At 72.5% G+C, this 16236-nt stretch carries 16 protein-coding genes; 8 read left to right on the top strand and 8 right to left on the bottom strand.

Annotation, left to right across the window (positions count from 1 at the left end):
• Position 1: 1 nt before the first annotated feature.
• From ACFCZF_RS06575 to ACFCZF_RS06560, 4 genes are all read right to left on the bottom strand, one after another.
• On the bottom strand, positions 2-1387 hold the full coding sequence (locus ACFCZF_RS06575; protein ID WP_375920692.1) for an NADP-dependent succinic semialdehyde dehydrogenase: 1386 nt from the start codon (positions 1385-1387) through the stop codon (positions 2-4).
• Positions 1388-1486: 99 nt separating this feature from the next.
• Positions 1487-1945: an NUDIX domain-containing protein gene (locus ACFCZF_RS06570; protein ID WP_375920689.1), complete on the bottom strand. Its 459-nt coding sequence runs from the start codon at positions 1943-1945 to the stop codon at positions 1487-1489.
• Positions 1942-3480 (bottom strand): ATP-dependent DNA ligase, encoded by a 1539-nt coding sequence (locus ACFCZF_RS06565; protein WP_376670712.1) that lies wholly within the window; start codon positions 3478-3480, stop codon positions 1942-1944. Before ACFCZF_RS06565 ends, ACFCZF_RS06570 begins: the two co-directional genes overlap by 4 nt.
• Before the next feature lie 579 nt (positions 3481-4059).
• Positions 4060-5022, bottom strand: coding sequence for an NAD(P)/FAD-dependent oxidoreductase (locus ACFCZF_RS06560; protein ID WP_375920683.1), 963 nt, complete (start codon positions 5020-5022; stop codon positions 4060-4062).
• 62 nt (positions 5023-5084) lie between these two features.
• Between ACFCZF_RS06560 and ACFCZF_RS06555 the strand changes: the two genes are divergently transcribed.
• The 6 genes from ACFCZF_RS06555 to ACFCZF_RS06530 all read left to right on the top strand — a co-directional run bounded on the left by ACFCZF_RS06555 (position 5085) and on the right by ACFCZF_RS06530 (position 10364).
• On the top strand, positions 5085-5657 hold the full coding sequence (locus tag ACFCZF_RS06555) for a helix-turn-helix domain-containing protein (RefSeq protein WP_375920680.1): 573 nt from the start codon (positions 5085-5087) through the stop codon (positions 5655-5657).
• A gap of 105 nt (positions 5658-5762) precedes the next feature.
• Positions 5763-6743 carry an NADPH:quinone oxidoreductase family protein gene (locus ACFCZF_RS06550; RefSeq protein ID WP_376670711.1) on the top strand — a complete coding sequence of 327 codons (981 nt, stop codon included), beginning with the start codon at positions 5763-5765 and terminating at the stop codon, positions 6741-6743.
• The gene (locus ACFCZF_RS06545) at positions 6740-7921 is read left to right on the top strand and encodes an acyl-CoA dehydrogenase family protein (protein ID WP_376670710.1); all 1182 of its coding nucleotides are present in this window, start codon (positions 6740-6742) and stop codon (positions 7919-7921) included. Before ACFCZF_RS06550 ends, ACFCZF_RS06545 begins: the two co-directional genes overlap by 4 nt.
• Complete coding sequence (locus ACFCZF_RS06540; protein ID WP_376670709.1) at positions 7918-9006, top strand: acyl-CoA dehydrogenase family protein; 1089 nt, start codon at positions 7918-7920, stop codon at positions 9004-9006. The genes ACFCZF_RS06545 and ACFCZF_RS06540 overlap by 4 nt, the downstream gene beginning before the upstream one ends.
• A gap of 184 nt (positions 9007-9190) precedes the next feature.
• Positions 9191-10054 (top strand): phosphatidylinositol-specific phospholipase C/glycerophosphodiester phosphodiesterase family protein, encoded by an 864-nt coding sequence (locus ACFCZF_RS06535; protein WP_375920668.1) that lies wholly within the window; start codon positions 9191-9193, stop codon positions 10052-10054.
• Positions 10055-10169: 115 nt separating this feature from the next.
• Positions 10170-10364, top strand: coding sequence for a hypothetical protein (locus ACFCZF_RS06530; RefSeq protein WP_375920666.1), 195 nt, complete (start codon positions 10170-10172; stop codon positions 10362-10364).
• 57 nt (positions 10365-10421) lie between these two features.
• On the opposite strand, the gene ACFCZF_RS06525 is transcribed toward ACFCZF_RS06530, so the two are convergent.
• Positions 10422-10802: a DUF779 domain-containing protein gene (locus ACFCZF_RS06525; protein ID WP_375920663.1), complete on the bottom strand. Its 381-nt coding sequence runs from the start codon at positions 10800-10802 to the stop codon at positions 10422-10424.
• Between the two features lie 95 nt (positions 10803-10897).
• Between ACFCZF_RS06525 and ACFCZF_RS06520 the strand changes: the two genes are divergently transcribed.
• Both ACFCZF_RS06520 and ACFCZF_RS06515 read left to right on the top strand, forming a co-directional pair.
• On the top strand, positions 10898-11371 hold the full coding sequence (locus tag ACFCZF_RS06520) for a MarR family winged helix-turn-helix transcriptional regulator (protein ID WP_376670708.1): 474 nt from the start codon (positions 10898-10900) through the stop codon (positions 11369-11371).
• Between the two features lie 129 nt (positions 11372-11500).
• The gene (locus ACFCZF_RS06515) at positions 11501-13111 is read left to right on the top strand and encodes an MFS transporter (RefSeq protein WP_375923855.1); all 1611 of its coding nucleotides are present in this window, start codon (positions 11501-11503) and stop codon (positions 13109-13111) included.
• 51 nt (positions 13112-13162) lie between these two features.
• On the opposite strand, the gene ACFCZF_RS06510 is transcribed toward ACFCZF_RS06515, so the two are convergent.
• The 3 genes from ACFCZF_RS06510 to ACFCZF_RS06500 all read right to left on the bottom strand — a co-directional run bounded on the left by ACFCZF_RS06510 (position 13163) and on the right by ACFCZF_RS06500 (position 16088).
• Complete coding sequence (locus ACFCZF_RS06510) at positions 13163-13552, bottom strand: luciferase family protein (protein ID WP_375923853.1); 390 nt, start codon at positions 13550-13552, stop codon at positions 13163-13165.
• A 141-nt stretch (positions 13553-13693) separates the two neighbouring features.
• Positions 13694-14791: a lytic polysaccharide monooxygenase gene (locus ACFCZF_RS06505; RefSeq protein ID WP_375923850.1), complete on the bottom strand. Its 1098-nt coding sequence runs from the start codon at positions 14789-14791 to the stop codon at positions 13694-13696.
• A 145-nt stretch (positions 14792-14936) separates the two neighbouring features.
• Complete coding sequence (locus ACFCZF_RS06500; protein ID WP_376670707.1) at positions 14937-16088, bottom strand: cellulose binding domain-containing protein; 1152 nt, start codon at positions 16086-16088, stop codon at positions 14937-14939.
• Between the last annotated feature and the right edge of the window lie 148 nt (positions 16089-16236).

The following is a 16236-nucleotide window of genomic DNA, read 5'->3' as shown; positions in this document are numbered from 1 at the left end:
CTCACGCTCCGTGCCATACGGTGGTGATGTTGCAGAACTCCCGGATTCCGTGCCCGGACAGCTCACGCCCGTAGCCCGACCGCTTGACCCCGCCGAACGGGAGCGCCGGATGGGACGCCGTCATCCCGTTGACGTACACGCCGCCCGCCTCCAGATCCCGTACGAAGCGGTCCACGTCGGCGTCGTCGCGCGTCCACACGTTGGAACTGAGCCCGAAGTCCGTGTCGTTGGCGATCAGCACCGCCTCGTCCAGGTCGGCCGCGCGGTACAGCGTGGCGACCGGCCCGAAGGCCTCCTCGCGATGGATGCGCATGTCGCGGGTGACGCCCGCGAGGACGGTCGGCGGGTAGTACCAGCCGGGACCGTCGGGTCGTTCGCCACCGCACAGCACCGTCGCGCCGCCGCGCACCGCGTCGTCGACGAGTTCGACGAGGTCGTTCACGCCCTGTTCGCTGGAGAGCGGGCCGACCTCGGTCTCCTCGTCCATCGGGTCGCCGACCGTCAGCGCCTTCATGCCCTCGGAGAAGCGTTCGACGAAGGCGTCGTACACGTCCGTGTGCACGATGAACCGCTTGGCTGCGATGCAGGACTGCCCGGCGTTCTGCGTGCGCGCGGTCACCGCGACTTCGGCGGCCCGGTCGACGTCGGCGGACGGCATCACGACGAACGGGTCGCTGCCGCCCAGCTCCAGCACCGTCTTCTTGATCATCTCCCCGGCGGTGGAGGCGACCGCGCGGCCGGCGGGCTCGCTGCCGGTGAGGGTGGCGGCCCGTAGGCGCTCGTCGCGCAGGATGTCGTCGACCGCGGCGGAGCCGATGAGCAGGGTCTGGAAGCAGCCCTCGGGGAAGCCCGCCCGGTGGAACAGGTCCTCCAGGTACAGGGCGGTCTGCGGCACGTTCGAGGCGTGCTTGAGCAGCCCGACGTTGCCCGCCATCAGCGCCGGCGCCGCGAACCGGATCACCTGCCAGAGCGGGAAGTTCCACGGCATCACCGCGAGCACCGGGCCGAGCGGCCGGTAGCGGACCAGGGCCCGGGAGGCGCCGGAGTCCTTCACGTCGGACTCGGCGGGTTCCTCGTCGGCGAGCAGCTCGGCCGCGTGGTCGGCGTACCAGCGCATCGCCTTGGCGCACTTGACGGCCTCCGCGCGGGCCTGCTTGACCGGCTTGCCCATCTCGGTGGTGATGACCTTGCCGATCTCCTTCTGGTCCGCCTCCAGGAGGTCGGCGGCCCGGCGCATGAGCCCGGCCCGCTCGTAGAACCCCGTGGTCCGATAGGTGCGGAAGGTGGCCTCCGCGAGCTGGAGCCGGCGCTCGATCTCCTCCTCGCCCATGGCCTCGTACGTCCTGAGCGTCTCGCCGTTCGCCGGGTTCACCGTCGCGATGGGCATGGCCGACCTCCTGGGTGCGCTTTCGTGCTTCGACCTTGGCGTGTGGCGCAGAGGGCCGCAACGCGTGCGGGCCCCGTCGCCGCCGGGGGTCGACTCTCGTCAGTGCGAGTGCTCAGCCAGCCGGTCGAGAAACGCGCCCTGCGCCTTGACGATCACCTCACGCGCCCGGTCCACCGGGAACCACGCCACCCGGTCCAGCTCGGGAAACTCCTCGATCCGCCCCGACCTCGGCGGCCACTCCATGCGGAACGTGCCGGGGACGACCGTCGCCGGATCGAGATCGGCCTCGACGGCCCACGCCGTGACGATCTTCCCGCCGGCCTGTCGGACCTCGCCGAGCGGAACGGCCTCGCCGTCGGGCGGCGGCAGCCCCAGCTCCTCCTCGAACTCGCGCCGGGCCGCGTCCCAGGCGGGCTCGGCCGGGTCGTACTCGCCCTTCGGGATCGTCCACGCCCCGGCGTCACGGCGGGTGTAGAAGGGGCCGCCCATGTGACCGAGCAGCACCTCGGTGCCCCCGGCGCCCGGCCGGTGCAGCAGCAGGCCCGCGCTGCGCCTCACGGGGCCACCTCGGGGTGCGCGGCGAGCAGGGCGTCCACCGTGTCGGCGTCCTCGGGGCGCTTGTCCTCGCGGTAGCGGACCACACGGGCGAAGCGGAGGGTGACGCCGGCCGGGTAGCGGGTGGACCGCTGGAGACCGTCGTAGGCGATCTCGACGACGAGTTCGGGGCGTACGGTCACCCCCCAGGGGTGCTCCTGGACGGCCAGCCCCTGGAGCCGCTCGGTCTGCCAGGCCAGCAGCGCGTCGGTCATGCCCTTGAAGGTCTTGCCCAGCATGGCGAAGGAGCCGTCGGCGGCGCGGGCGCCGAGGTGGAGGTTGGAGAGCTTGCCGGTGCGGCGCCCGTGGCCCCACTCGGCGGCAAGTACGACCAGGTCGAGGGTGTGGACGGGCTTGACCTTCAGCCACGACGCGCCGCGCCGGCCCGCGCTGTAGGCGGCGTCGAGCCCCTTGACCACGACGCCCTCGTGGCCGCGTCCCAGCGTCTCGGCGAGGAACTCCTCGGCGGCCTCCGTCTCCTCGGGCCCGGGGACCAGCGTGCGCCGCACCCGGGTCGGTTCGGGAACCAGCCGGGCCAGCCGCGCGTGCCGCTCGGTCAGTGGCAGGTCGAGCAGGTCGTGGCCGTCGACGGAGAGCGCGTCGAAGAACACGACGGAGACGGGCACCGCCCGCGCGGCCGTGGCCACGTCGGTGCGGGAGCCGACCCGCCCGGCGGTCTCCTGGAACGAGCGGGGGCGTCCGCCCTCGTCGAAGGAGATCACCTCGCCGTCCAGGATGAACCGCTCGCCGGGCAGTGCCAGGGCGGCGGCGGTGACCTCGGGGAGCCGGTCGGTGATGTCGTCCAGGGTGCGGGTGTAGAGCCGTACGGTGTCGCCGTCCCGGTGTACCTGGACGCGGATGCCGTCCAGCTTCTCCTCGACGGCGCATGCGCCCAGCTTGCCGACCGCCTCGGCGACCGAGGAGGCGCTGTGGGCGAGCATCGGCAGGACCGGTCGGCCGACGGTGAGCCGGAACTGTTCCAGGGCGCCGGGCCCGTCGGCGAGCAGGCCCTCGGCCACCGTCTGCAGCGAGCCCGCGAGCATCACCGCCCGCCGTACGTCCGCGGGCGGCGCGTCGGTCGCCGCCGCGAGGCCCTCGACGGCGGCCGCGTCCAGGGCGCCCTGCCGGACCTCTCCGGTGAGCAGCCCGATCAGGAAACGCTGCTCGTCCTCGGTGGCCGCGCCCATCAGCTCGCCGACCAGACGCGTCCGCTCGGCCTGCGAACCGGCGCCGGACACCGCACCGAGCCGCGTGAGCCGGGCGTCCACGTCACGTACGGTCAGGCTCGGCTCGGCGGCCGGCGTGACCGGGCGGCCGAGCACCTTCCAGCCGACGCCGATCCGGCCCTGGGGGAGCCGTCCCGCCAGATACGGGATGACTACCGGTACGTCCGCCGCCTCCGCCTCCCGGAACAGCTCCGCGAGCAGGGCGGTCTTCCGGGACCGCGCCGAGGTGGCGGCGACCTCCCGGGACACGTGGGCCAACCGGGCAAGCAGCATGCAGCCATGGTGCACCGGAGAGGCCGGGGTCACACCCCGCAGGGCGCCCGCCTCGCCGGCCCGTCTTGCCGGTCCGCCTCGCCGGCCCGTCTCGCAGGTCCGCCTCGCCAGCCTGCGCGACGGCCGCCGGGGCGCCCGCGCCTTGGGCCACCCCGCCCCCTGGGCCAACCCGCACCCGCACCCGCACCCTCGGCCGCTGCGCCGCCGCTGCGCCGCTGCGCCGCTGGGCCGCTGGGCCGCCGAGCCCCCGGTCGTCCGGGTGGAGGACACCGGGTCGGGGCCACTGGGGCGCCCGCGCCCTCGGCCGTTCCATGCCCTCGGTCGCTGCGCCGCCTTGCCCCCGAGCGCCCGGGTGGTCCGGGTGGAGTCCACCGGGCCGTCCTCGGTATCCGCCCGGGGGGCAGACCGGTGGGGAGCGGTGGGCGTTCAGCCGGCGGTCCGTGTCGTGGCCACGGCCGCGGTGTCCGGCGTGCCCGCTCCCGTGCCGGAAGGGCGTGGGAGCGAACTCGCCCCACCCTCCCCACGCCGACCCGGCACCGCAGTGCCCCCGCGACTGCGACCTGAACCGCCGGACAGGCTCTAGCCCGAGATGGCCGCGTCCAGGTCCGACATGATCAGGTCGCCGACGATCGCCGCCGCCGCGCGGTAGCCGCCGCTCGCCGCGTGGACGACCTGCTCGGCGAACCCCATCGCGTTGCCCGCGGTCCACACGCCGGGCACGGTGGTCCGCCCCGTCGGGTCCACCACGGGGTACGCGCCGAAGGGGGTCTCCCGCAGTTCGGCGCCCAGCCGCTCCATCAGGCCCGTCTGCGGTACGGCCTTGGGGCCGACGAACACGACCGAGCGGTCCTGGGTCGTGCCGTCCGCCAGCCGGACCCCGGTGAGCCGGTCGTCCTCGACCCGCAGGCCCGCGACCTCGCCGGGCACCACCTTGACCCCGGCCGCGGCGAGCCGGCGCAGGTCGTCGTCGGACAGTTCCTCCTCGGCGACCGTGTGCAGGAAGAGGGTCACGTCGTCCGACCAGCGGGACACCATCAGCGCCTGATGCACGCTGAGCGGGCCGGTGGCGAGGACGCCGAAGGGCTCGTCGCGCACCTCCCAGCCGTGGCAGAACGGGCAGTGCAGCACATCCCGGCCGAACCTCTCGGCGACACCGGGCACCGCCGGCAGTTCGTCCTTGAGTCCGGTCGTGACGATCAGTCGGCGGGCGTGCACGGTCCGGCCGCCGGCCAGTTCCACGGCGAAGTCCTCGCCCCGCGTCACGTCCACCGCCCGGTCGCGGACGACTTCCACGCCGTACCGCGCGATCTCCTCCCGGCCGAGCGCGAGAAACTCGGCGGGCGGCATGCCGTCCCGGGTCAGGTAGCCCTGCATGTGGCCCGAGGGCGCGTTGCGCGGCTCACCGGCGTCGACGACCAGGGTGCGCAGCCGCGCGCGGCCCAGGACGAGCGCGGCGGACAGTCCGGCCGCACCGCCGCCGACCACCACCACGTCGTACTTCTCGGTCAGGTCCTTGTTCTGGGTCACGGTGACCACCTCCACGTAGAAGGTCGCTCTGACGGTACGGGATTGACAAATGCATTTGCCGGTTCTGCAATAAAGACATGACTGCAGACGATGTTCTCGCCGGTGTCGGACCGAGGCTCCGCCAGGTGCGCAAGGAGCGCGAGGTGACCCTGGCGGCGCTGTCCGAGACGACCGGTATCTCGGTGAGCACCCTGTCGCGGCTGGAGTCGGGCCTGCGCAAGCCGAGCCTCGAACTGCTGCTGCCGATCGCCCAGGCCCACCAGGTGCCGCTGGACGAACTGGTCGGCGCCCCGCCGGTCGGCGACCCACGGGTCCGCGCCAAGCCGATCGTGCGCCACGGCCGCACCCACTGGCCCCTCACCCGCCAGCCGGGCGGGCTCCAGGCGTTCAAGGTGCTGGAGCCCTCGCGGAAGGAGGAGCCGGACCCGCGGACCCACGAGGGGTACGAGTGGCTCTACGTCCTCTCCGGCCGGCTGCGGCTCGTGCTCGGCGACCACGACGTGGTGCTGTCGGCGGGGGAGGCGGCGGAGTTCGACACCCGGGTGCCGCACTGGTTCGGGTCGACGGGGGAGGGGCCGGCCGAGTTCCTCAGCCTCTTCGGCCCGCAGGGGGAGCGCATGCACGTACGGGCGCGGCCCACGCAGGCGTGACTGGGCCACGCAGGCGTGACTGGGCGCAACCTGTTCCCTGATCGGCAAGCGACCGCTTAGTATGCGAGTGACCCGGTCGGACGACGCAGTCGGTGGAGGCCCCGCATGCAGGCATGGCAGGTGCACGAGAACGGCGAGCCGGGCGAGGTGATGCGCCTCGCGGACGTGGCGCCGCCGACACCCGGAGAGGGCCAGGTCCTGCTGAGGGTCCGCGCCGCGAACATCAACTTCCCGGACGCGCTGATGTGCCGGGGCCAGTACCAGGTCAAGCCGCCGCTGCCCTTCACGCCGGGCGTGGAGATCTGCGGCGAGACCGAGGACGGGCGCCGCGTCCTCGCCAACCCCGCGCTGCCGCACGGCGGCTTCGCCGAGTACGCCGTCGCCGACGCCCGAGCCCTGCTGCCCGCGCCGGACGCCCTGGACGACGCCGAGGCCGCCGCCCTGCACATCGGCTACCAGACCGGCTGGTTCGGCCTGCACCGCCGGGCCCGGCTGGAGGCCGGCGAGACGCTGCTCGTCCACGCCGCCGCCGGAGGGGTCGGCAGCGCGGCCGTGCAGCTCGGCAAGGCCGCCGGCGCCACCGTCATCGGCGTCGTCGGCGGCCCCGAGAAGGCGGCCGTCGCCCGCGAGCTGGGCTGCGACGTGGTCGTCGACCGGCACGGCGAGGATGTCGTCGCCGCCGTCAAGGAAGCCACCGGCGGCCGGGGCGCCGACGTGATCTACGACCCGGTCGGCGGCCAGGCCTACGCCCAGTCCGCCAAGGTCGTCGCCTTCGAGGGCCGGATCGTCGTCGTCGGCTTCGCGAGCGGCACGATCCCCAGCCCCGCGCTGAACCACGCCCTCGTGAAGAACTACGCGATCCTCGGCCTGCACTGGGGCCTGTACAACACCAAGAACCCGAAGCTGGTCCAGCACTGCCACGAACAGCTCACCGAGCTGGCCGCACGGGGCGCCATCAAGCCGCTGGTGAGCGAGCGGGTAGCGCTCGGCGGGGCCGCCGACGCCGTGCAGCGCGTCGCCGACGGCAGGACGACCGGCCGGGTGGCCGTCGTACCGGAGAAGCTGGAGAAGGGAGCCGCCGCATGACCGACGCAGCGGAACTGCGCCGCCGTACGAAGGAGTTGCTGGCCGCGCATCCACCGGCCGCCACCGATCGCCTGGACTTCCTCCGGGCCCGCTTCGACGCCGGACTGGCCTGGGTGCACTACCCGCAGGGCCTCGGCGGACTCGCCGCCCCCCGCTCCCTCCAGGCCGTCGTGGACGCCGAACTGACGGCCGCGGGCGCCCCCGACAACGACCCCCGGCGCATCGGCATCGGCCTCGGCATGGCCGCCCCGACCATCCTCCAGTACGGCACGGAGGAGCAGAAGCAGCGACTTCTGCGCCCGCTGTGGACCGGCGAGGAGGTCTGGTGCCAGCTGTTCAGCGAACCGGGCGCCGGATCCGACCTCGCGGCCCTCGGCACGCGGGCGGTCCGCGAGGGCGAGGACTGGGTCGTCAACGGGCAGAAGGTGTGGACGTCCAGCGCGCACCTCGCCCGCTGGGCCATCCTCATCGCCCGCACCGACCCGAGCGTGCCCAAGCACCGGGGCATCACGTACTTCGTGTGCGACATGACCGACCCCGGTGTCGAGGTCCGGCCGCTGCGCCAGGTCACCGGCGAGGCCGAGTTCAACGAGGTGTTCCTCACCGACGTCCGCATCCCCGATTCCCGCCGCCTCGGCGAGACCGGCGACGGCTGGCGGGTCGCGCAGACCACGCTGAACAACGAACGGGTTGCCATCGGCGGTACCCCGATCCCCCGCGAGGGCGGCATGATCGGCAAGATCGCCGCGACCTGGCGGGAACGCCCCGAACTGCGCAGCCACGACCTGCACCAGCGGCTGCTCGGTCTGTGGGTCGAGGCCGAGGTCGCCCGCCTCACCGGCGTACGCCTGCGCCAGCAGCTGGTGGCCGGGCAGCCGGGTCCCGAGGGCGCCGGCATGAAGCTGAACTTCGCCCGCCTCAACCAGGAGATCAGCGGCCTGGAGGTCGAACTCCTCGGCGAGGAGGGCCTGCTGTACGACGACTGGACCATGCGCCGCCCCGAGCTGGTGGACTTCACCGGCCGCGACGCCGGGTACCGCTACCTGCGTTCCAAGGGCAACAGCATCGAGGGCGGGACCAGCGAGGTCCTGCTGAACATCGTCGCCGAGCGCGTCCTGGGCCTGCCCGCCGAACCGCGCACCGACAAGGACGTCGCATGGAAGGACCTCGCCCGATGAGTACACAGTCGGAACCCGGTCTTCTCTACTCGGAGGAGGAAGAGGCGCTGCGCGCCGCCGTCCGGGACCTGCTCACCGACCACTGCGACCCGGCGGGCGTCATCACCCGCACCGAGTCGGCCACCCCGCACGACGTGTCGCTGTGGAAGGCGCTCGCCGACTCGATGGGCCTCGCGGGACTCCTGATCCCCGAGGAACTGGGCGGTCAGGGCGCCACGCACCGGGAAACCGCGGTCGTGCTGGAGGAGTTGGGCCGCGCGGTCGCGCCGGTGCCGTACCTGACGAGCGCCGTCGTCGCCACCGAGGCGCTGCTGGCCTGCGGAGCCGACGAGCTGCTCACCGAGCTGGCGTCCGCGACCACCGTCGCCGCACTCGCCGTCGGCCTGCACGTCGCGCCGGGCGGCCCCGTCCCGCACGTACGGCTCGAAGGGGGGAGCCTGCACGGCGAGTTGACCGGCATCGCCGACGCGGCCGTCGCCGACGTGCTGCTGGTGCCCGCGGACGACGGGAGACTGTACGCGGTCCGTGCCGCCGGCGCGACCGTCACCCCGCAGGTGTCCCTGGACCTGACCCGGCCGGTCGCGCGGGTGACCCTCGACGGCGTCTCCGGGCACCGGCTGGGTGACGCCGAAGCCGCCGTACGACGCGCCCTGCGGGTTGGCGCCGGGCTGCTCGCCTCGGAGCAACTGGGCCTCGCCGACTGGCTGCTGACCGAGACCGTCCGCTATCTCAAGGAGCGCAAGCAGTTCAACCGCCAGGTCGGCGGATTCCAGGCGCTCAAGCACCGGCTCGCCGGGCTGTGGCTGGAGATCGCGGGCCTGCGCGCCGCCGCCCGCAACGCGGCCGACGCGCTGGCGACCGGCGAGGACACCGAGGTGGCCGTCGCCGTGGCCCAGGCGTACGCCGGCCAGGTCGCCGTCCACGCCGCCGAGGAGGCGCTGCAACTGCACGGCGGCATCGGCATGACGTGGGAGCACCCGGTCCACCTGTACCTGAAGCGGGCCAAGGCCGACTCGGTCGCCTACGGCACGGCGGGCACCCACCGGGAGACGCTGGCCGAACTGGTCGACCTCCGAGCACCCTGAGGTCCGTCCATCCTGTCCGGGCGATGCCCGTCCCACCAGGGGCGGGCATTTTCCGTGTCCGCCACCGAGACGAAATGAACGACCGGCGGCGCGTCGGCCAACTCCGCACACGGCTCTGCTCCCTGGCGGCCTCGGGACCGCATACTCACAGGCGTCCCGTACGGCACTTCCAGGGAGGCAGAGCATGGCCCTCACCACCCGACGCAGAGCCCTCACCACACTCGGCGCCGCCCTCGCGGGCGCGGTCGCCCTGCCCGCCGGCACCGCGCTGGCGAGCGAAGACAGGCGCGGGCCGCGCCCGTTGTGGCGCGCCCACGCCCACAACGACTACGAGCACCCCCGCCCCCTCCTCGACGCCCTCGACCACCGCTTCGGCAGCGTCGAGGCCGACATCCACCTGGTCGGCGGCCAACTCCTCGTCGCCCACGACCCCGAGGACCTCGACCCGTCCCGCACCCTGGAATCCCTCTACCTGGACCCCCTCGCCGCCCGCGTCCGCGCCCACCACGGCCGGGTGTACCGGCGGGACCGCCGGGCGCTTCAGCTCCTGATCGACATCAAGACCGAGGGCTCGGCGACGTACCTCGAACTCGACCGCCATCTGCGCCGCTACAAGCACCTGTTCACCACCTACACCCACGGACGGGTGTTCCCCGGCGCGGTCACCGCGGTGATCTCCGGCGACCGGGCGGCCCGCGCACCCATGGAGGCTCAGCGCACCCGCCGCGCCTTCTACGACGGCCGCCTCACCGACCTCGGCAGCTCCGCCCCGGCCTCCTTCGCCCCGCTGATCAGCGACAACTGGACGCTCAACTTCACCTGGCGGGGCGTCGGCGCCTTCCCGGCGGTCGAGCGGCGCAGGCTGCGGGACATCGTCGACGCGGCGCACTCCCGCGGACAGCGGGTGAGGTTCTGGGCCACGCCCGACGTGGCGGGCCCCGCGCGCGACGCCGTGTGGGGCGAACTGCTCGCCGCCGGCGTCGACCACCTCAACACCGACGACCTCGCCGGTCTCGAGGCGTTCCTCGACGCCCACCGGGACGCGTAGGACACCGGCGGAACACCACTCGTTCGGAGGACAGGTCAGCCGCCCGGACGAACCCTCCGCTACGCCACACTTACGGCCGAACGCCGCGAAGTGGACGTGGCGGAGGAGGTTGAAGATGGCCGTTTCCATCTCTGTGGTGCTGTTGCTGGCCGTGCTTGCGGTGATCTTCCTGCGCAACGGCGGGCTGAAGGTCTCGCACGCACTGGTGTGCCTGCTGCTCGGCTTCTATCTGGCGAGCACGAGCATCGCCCCGACCATCAGCAGCGGACTGACCGCGACGGCGGACATCGTGGGCAGCCTCAGACCGTAGACATCGACGTAGACATAGACATAGACGTAGACGTAGGCCGTGCCGCGGGGCGTGCGGCTAGGCACCCACGACCCGTGAGCGGATGAGGAAGCGCACTCCCTCGGGCGCCTCCAGCGAGAAGCCGCTGCCTCGGCCCGCGACGACGTCCACGATCAACCGGGTGTGGCTCCACACCTCGTACTGGCTGCGCGACATCCAGAACTCCACCGGCTCCGCGACGCCCTCGACGGCCAGTTCGCCGAGCAGGACGTCCGCGCCGCCGGTGCGGAACTCGCCGGCCGGGTAGCACATGGGGGCGCTGCCGTCGCAGCAGCCGCCGGACTGGTGGAACATCAGCGGGCCGTGCACCTCGCGGAGCCGGCGCAGCAGTGCGGCGGCCTCGCGGGTGAGCTCGACGCGGGGAGTCTCCTCGTATGTGTCGCGCAGTGTGTCGTGCATACCGTGCATGGCAGCACGGGAAAGGTTGCGAGAGCGTTGCACGGGCGGCTTTACCTCTTTTGACATACCTATCTGGTCATATCTATTGTGTCCGGGTGACCGACTCCAGCACCCCTCGCCGGGACATCGACCGTGTGGCCTCCGGGCTCGCGGCGTGCCTCCCCGCGCTGCACCGGGCGCTGGACCGACAGGTCGCCGCCCAGTACCCGCACCCCAAGCCCCCGGAGGGCCAGCTCGCGCTGCTGCGGTTCGTCGCCCAGCGCGAGGGTGCCACGGTGCGCGAGGCCGCCGAGGCCCTGCTGATGAAGCCGAACAACGTCAGCGCCCTGGTCTCCCAGCTCACCGAGCAGGGAGACCTGGAGCGCAGGCAGGACAGCGCCGACAAGCGGGTCGCCCACCTCCACCTCACGGCCATGGCCCGTGAGCGGGTGTCCGAGGTGCGGGAACTGGAGACCGCGTTCATCCGCCAGGCCCTGATCTCCCTCACCGAGGGCCAGCAGGGCGCGCTCGGCTCCGCCCTGGACGCCCTCGACGCGCTGACGCGGCACCTCCACCCCGCCGCCCGCTGACCGGGCGGGGACCAGGCATTTCCGCCGGCCGCGGGCACACCGTCGTGCCCGCGGCCGGCCCGCCGTGCGCCCGTGGGCCGCCCCGCCCCCTCCGCAACACCCCCTGAACCTGGAAGAGAAGGCTCATCCATGCCGTCCACGTCCGTGGATCACTCCACCACGCCCGCGGCCGAGACCGCCCCGCCGGCGGCCGGCCGCCCGCGGTCCAAGCGGTCCGCGCGGTCCAACCCGTGGCTGACCCTCCTCGCCGTCGCGTTCGGACTGTTCATGGTCCAGCTCGACGGCTCCGTCGTCGCCATCGCCAACCCCGCCATCGGCGCCGACCTGCATGCGTCGACCGCCGAGCTGCAGTGGGTGACCAACTCCTACCTGCTCGCGCTCGCCGCCACCCTCATCCTGGGCGGCAAGCTCGGTGACCGGTTCGGCCGACGCACGTACTACCTCGCCGGCGTCGCCGGCTTCACCCTCGCCTCGGTCGCCATCGGACTGTCCTCCTCGATCGAGAGCGTGGTCGCCTTCCGCGCCCTCCAGGGCGTCTTCGGCGGACTGCTGATGCCCAACACCCTCGGCCTGCTCCGCTCCGTGTTCCCGCCGAAGAAGTTCGGCATGGCCGTGGGCATCTGGGCCATGGTCTCCGCGGTCGCGACGGCCCTCGGGCCCATCGTCGGCGGCCTCCTCGTGGAGCACGTCGACTGGGAGTCCGTCTTCTACATCAACGCCCCCATCGGCGTCCTCGCCATCGTCTTCGGCATCCTCGTCCTCCCGGAGAGCCGCAACGCCGGCGGCCGGGAACGCTTCGACATCCCCGGCCTCGTCCTGCTCGCCCTCGGCCTGCTGGCCGTGGTCTTCGGCGTCGTCAAGGGCGAGACCTGGGGCTGGACCTCCGCCGGCACCCTGGGCGCCGTGGCCGCAGGTCTGGTGCTCCTGCTCGTGTTCGCCCGGCACGAGACCCGCGTCGAGCACCCGCTGCTGCCGATGCGCCTGTTCCGCAGCCGGGCGCTGACCATCGGCGCGATCATCACCGCGCTGAACTTCTTCGTCATGCTCGGCGTGATCTTCTTCGTCATGCTCTACCTGCAGAACGTGCGCGGCTTCACGCCGGTCGAGGCGGGCGTACGGACGCTTCCGCTCAGCCTCGCCTCGCTGGTCGCCTCCCCGCTGGGCGCGGCCCTGACCCAGCGCTACGGGCCGCGGCTGACGATGCCGCTGGGCATGCTGCTCCAGGCGGCCTCCTGCTTCGGCATGCTCACCTGGCAGACCGACTCCTCCTACGCCACGATGTGGCCGCCGTTCATCGCGCTCGGTCTCGGCGTCGGCATGGTGATGTCCGCCTCCTCCGACGCGATCGTCGGCAACGCCCCCGTCCGGGACGGCGGTGTGGCCGGAGGTCTGCAGGCGACGACCCTGCAGATCGGCGGCGCGCTCGGTACGTCCGTGCTGGTCTCCCTGATCAGCGGCAAGGTCGGTTCCACACTCACCGGGGAGCTGACCGGCGCGGGGGTGCCCTCGGCCATGGCCCACGGTCTGCGGGACGCCAAGGACGCCGTGGCGATGGGCGTGGCGCCCGTCACCGGCGACATGCCGGCCGGCCTGCGGGCCGCCGTGGTGGAGGGCAGCGGACAGGCCTTCATGAACGGCGTCCACGTGGCCGTGGTCGTCACCGGTGTCCTCTGCGTGCTCGGCGCGGCCCTCGCCGCGACCGGTATCCGGCGCGGCGCGGAGCAGCCGGCGGACCACTGAGGCCGTGATCGGCGGTGCCCCTCATACGCGGGGCACCGCCGTCGGCGTGGCTCAGAGCTCGCCGGCCGTGGAGCGGGGGAGCACCGTGACACGGTGGAAGTTGCACTTCGAGGGCAGGTCCGCCGGGGGCCGCGTCTGATGCGCCTTCAGCGCGATGCTCACCAGGCTCAGCAGCAGGTCGACATCCGCGTCGCAGTCCAGGTGCACGGTCACCCATCGGGAGCCGGGGACCATGCGGATGGCACTGGAGCCGCCGAGGTCGTACTGGAAACGCTGAATGGCCCGGTGGGTGAGGTGGAGGTCCACGTCCCGGTCCGAGTGGAAGTGGACGATCTCGTCGCGGACGGAGCGCAGCGCCCGTCCGGTTCCGCAACTGGCCGGACCGGAGGTGAGGTCGGGCCAGGCATGCAGCCGCTCAAAGGCGCGCTGGGCCAGAGTCATGGCCCCATCGTCGCCCGATCACCGCTTCGCAACCAGAGGTTGAGCGATTTGTAACCGGCACGTGAGGTCGGAGCCGTCGGAGCACGCACCGGAGACCCGGGGAAAGCGCCGCGCCCGGTCGCGCGGCGCCTCCCCAGGTCGCTACGGCGCCACGCAGCCGATCGTCCCCACGGGGAAGTCGTTGCCCGTGGACGTGGCGGTGAAGCCGAAGGACACGCTGCCGTCCGGTGGAATGACGCGGTTGTGGTCCACGTTCCGAACCGTGACCGTGTCATCCGTGCCGCTGGACAGCGAGCCGTTCCACACACTGCTGAGCGTGGTCCCGTTGCCCGGCTGCCACTTGACGGCCCAGCCGTTCAGCGGCTCGGTCCCGTGGTTCATCACCTCGACGGAGCCCTGGAAGCCGCCGCCCCAGGAGTTCTCCACGTTGTAGACGGCCATGCAGGAACCGGAGTGCGTGGGCGGCGGGGTCGTCGGAGGCTCGGTCGTCGGAGGCTGGGTCGGCGTCGGGGTGCCGCCCGAGTCGCCGATGCCGGTCACCTCGCCGTTGCCGCCGTCGAAGACGACGTCGGAGCAGGAGAAGAAGTTCTCCTGGCTGTCCGAACGCACCCACTGCATGAAGATCAGCGCGTCACCCGAGCGGCCCGAGGGCAGCGCCAGGTCCCAGTAGTAGTGGCCCCCGTCGGCGCCCGCGGAGCCCCGCTGGGGCGGGTCGGTCACCGTCTCGATCAGCTCCAGGTCGTCCCAGCCCAGCTCGGACGTGGGCGACCAGCCCGGCTTGGTCAGGTAGACCCGGAAGTCACCCGGGTGGGCCGCCCAGTTGCTGTAGTTCACCTGGATCGTCGAGCCGGACGTCAGATGCGTCCGGGGCCAGTCGGCGCGGGCGGCGTTGTAGGCGGAGAAGTCGTACGGTGACCGGTCCCCGGCGCTGCACAGCGTGCCGTCCGGCACATAACCGGCGCCGCGCCCGCCCGCGTTGGAGTCGAGCACGGCGAACCAGTTGTACAGCGCCGTCGCGCCGCTCTGGTCGAGGGCGTTCTGACAGGCCGGGTTCGTCGGGTCCAGGGCGCCGGTGCCGGTCTTGGCGTCCAACTGACAGAGATAGGTGCGTGAGCCCGGCATCATCGCCACGCCGTGCGCGTCGGCGCGCCCCTGCCCGAGCAGGAAGGTCACGCCGAGCGCGCCGAGCAGGGTGGCCAGTACCGCCGCGAGAGAGATGTATCTGCTGCGTCGAGCCATAGGGGGTCTCCTGTTTCCGGGTCTTCCGAGGTTTCCGGCCATTGATGATCGGTTCATGACAATCTTGGAACCCTCGCCCGCCCGGGGAGTGCGGGTCGACCGGACGGGCGAGGGGGGCGAGGGGGTGGTGGGCCCTGCGCGGCCGCTATGCCGTGGTGCAGGCGGCGTCGTTCAGGCGGAAGCCGTCCGGCTCGGCGAACGCTCCGCTGTAGGCCCCCTGGAAGCCGAACGTCAGGCTGCCGCCGGGAGCGATCCGGGCGTTGTGCGCCACGCCCGTCGCCGTGACGGTGCCGGCGGACGGGGTGACGGAGGCGTTCCAGGCGTTGGTGATCCGCTGGCCGGAGGGCAGGGTGAAGGCGAGCTGCCAGCCGTCGACGGGGGCCGCGCCGGTGTTGGTGACGGTGACGTCCGCGGTGAAGCCGTTCTGCCAGACGTTCGTGCCGTACGCCACCTCGCACGCCGCCGGGTCGTCGGGGTTGCCGGGGTCGGGATCGGGATCGGGGTTGCCCGGGGTGTCGCCGGTCTCGACGGTCGAGGAGAAGGAGTTGACGGCCAGCCCGGCGCCGTTCTGCCACGGTTCGAAGCCGGCCTGAACGCTCGTCAGGTACCAGTCGTCCTCGGCGAGTCCGCGTGCGACGGTCGCCCGGACGAAGTCCATGACGTCGAAGCTCCAGTCGGTGACGGCGGAGGGGGCGACGAAGGACAGTACGTCGTTGGAACCGTTGCTGCCGGTCCACACCTCCCAGGTCCGTCCGCCCACCGCGGCCGTGCCGACCTGGGAACCGATGGGCTGGATCGGGCCCACCCTGTTGAACCAGATCATGATCTCGGTCCGGTTCACCCCGTCGGTCCGGGGAGTCGGGTCCAGCCATATGTCGTACGAGGCGTTGTAGACGGCGTCGCCGACAAAGCCGTACGAGATGCCGGAGGGCGCCTCGGAGATGGTGTCGAGCCGGGCGGGGAGATTGGTGCCCGGCGAACAGGTCGTGTAGTGGCAGCCGTTGAAGACCGACGGGTACGACTTCGGCGCCCCGTTGGTCGGCACCGAGCCGTCGGCCTGGCTGACGCGGAATCCGGTGTCGGTGGCGGTGACGCACTGGGTCGCGCTGGAACCCCAGCGGTTGTTCTGGACGACGTACCGTCCCTGGATCGTCGTCGTCCCGAACGGTTCGCAGATCGTGGTGTCCGCCTGGGCCGGCGCCGCCGCGGTCATGAGTGACGCGACGACCGCGAGGGTCGCGAGCAGCGCGCCTAAGAGGCCGCGCGGGGAACGGACTTGGGGCCGTGACGGTCTCATGGGGGCCTCTCCGGGAGGGTGTGGGGGGAAGGGAGGGGCCGGTGCGGGAGCGCTCCCAACTCCCCACTGATGGGAGCGCTCCCACTTACCGGTTGCGGGTGACTGTAGAAGCGGTTCATGTTCCTGACAAGGCTGTGCGCGCGGGAGT

Source organism: Streptomyces sp. NPDC056296, assembly GCF_042268605.1.
Lineage (GTDB): Bacteria > Actinomycetota > Actinomycetes > Streptomycetales > Streptomycetaceae > Streptomyces.
This window is presented reverse-complemented; position numbering and strand designations above follow the sequence as displayed.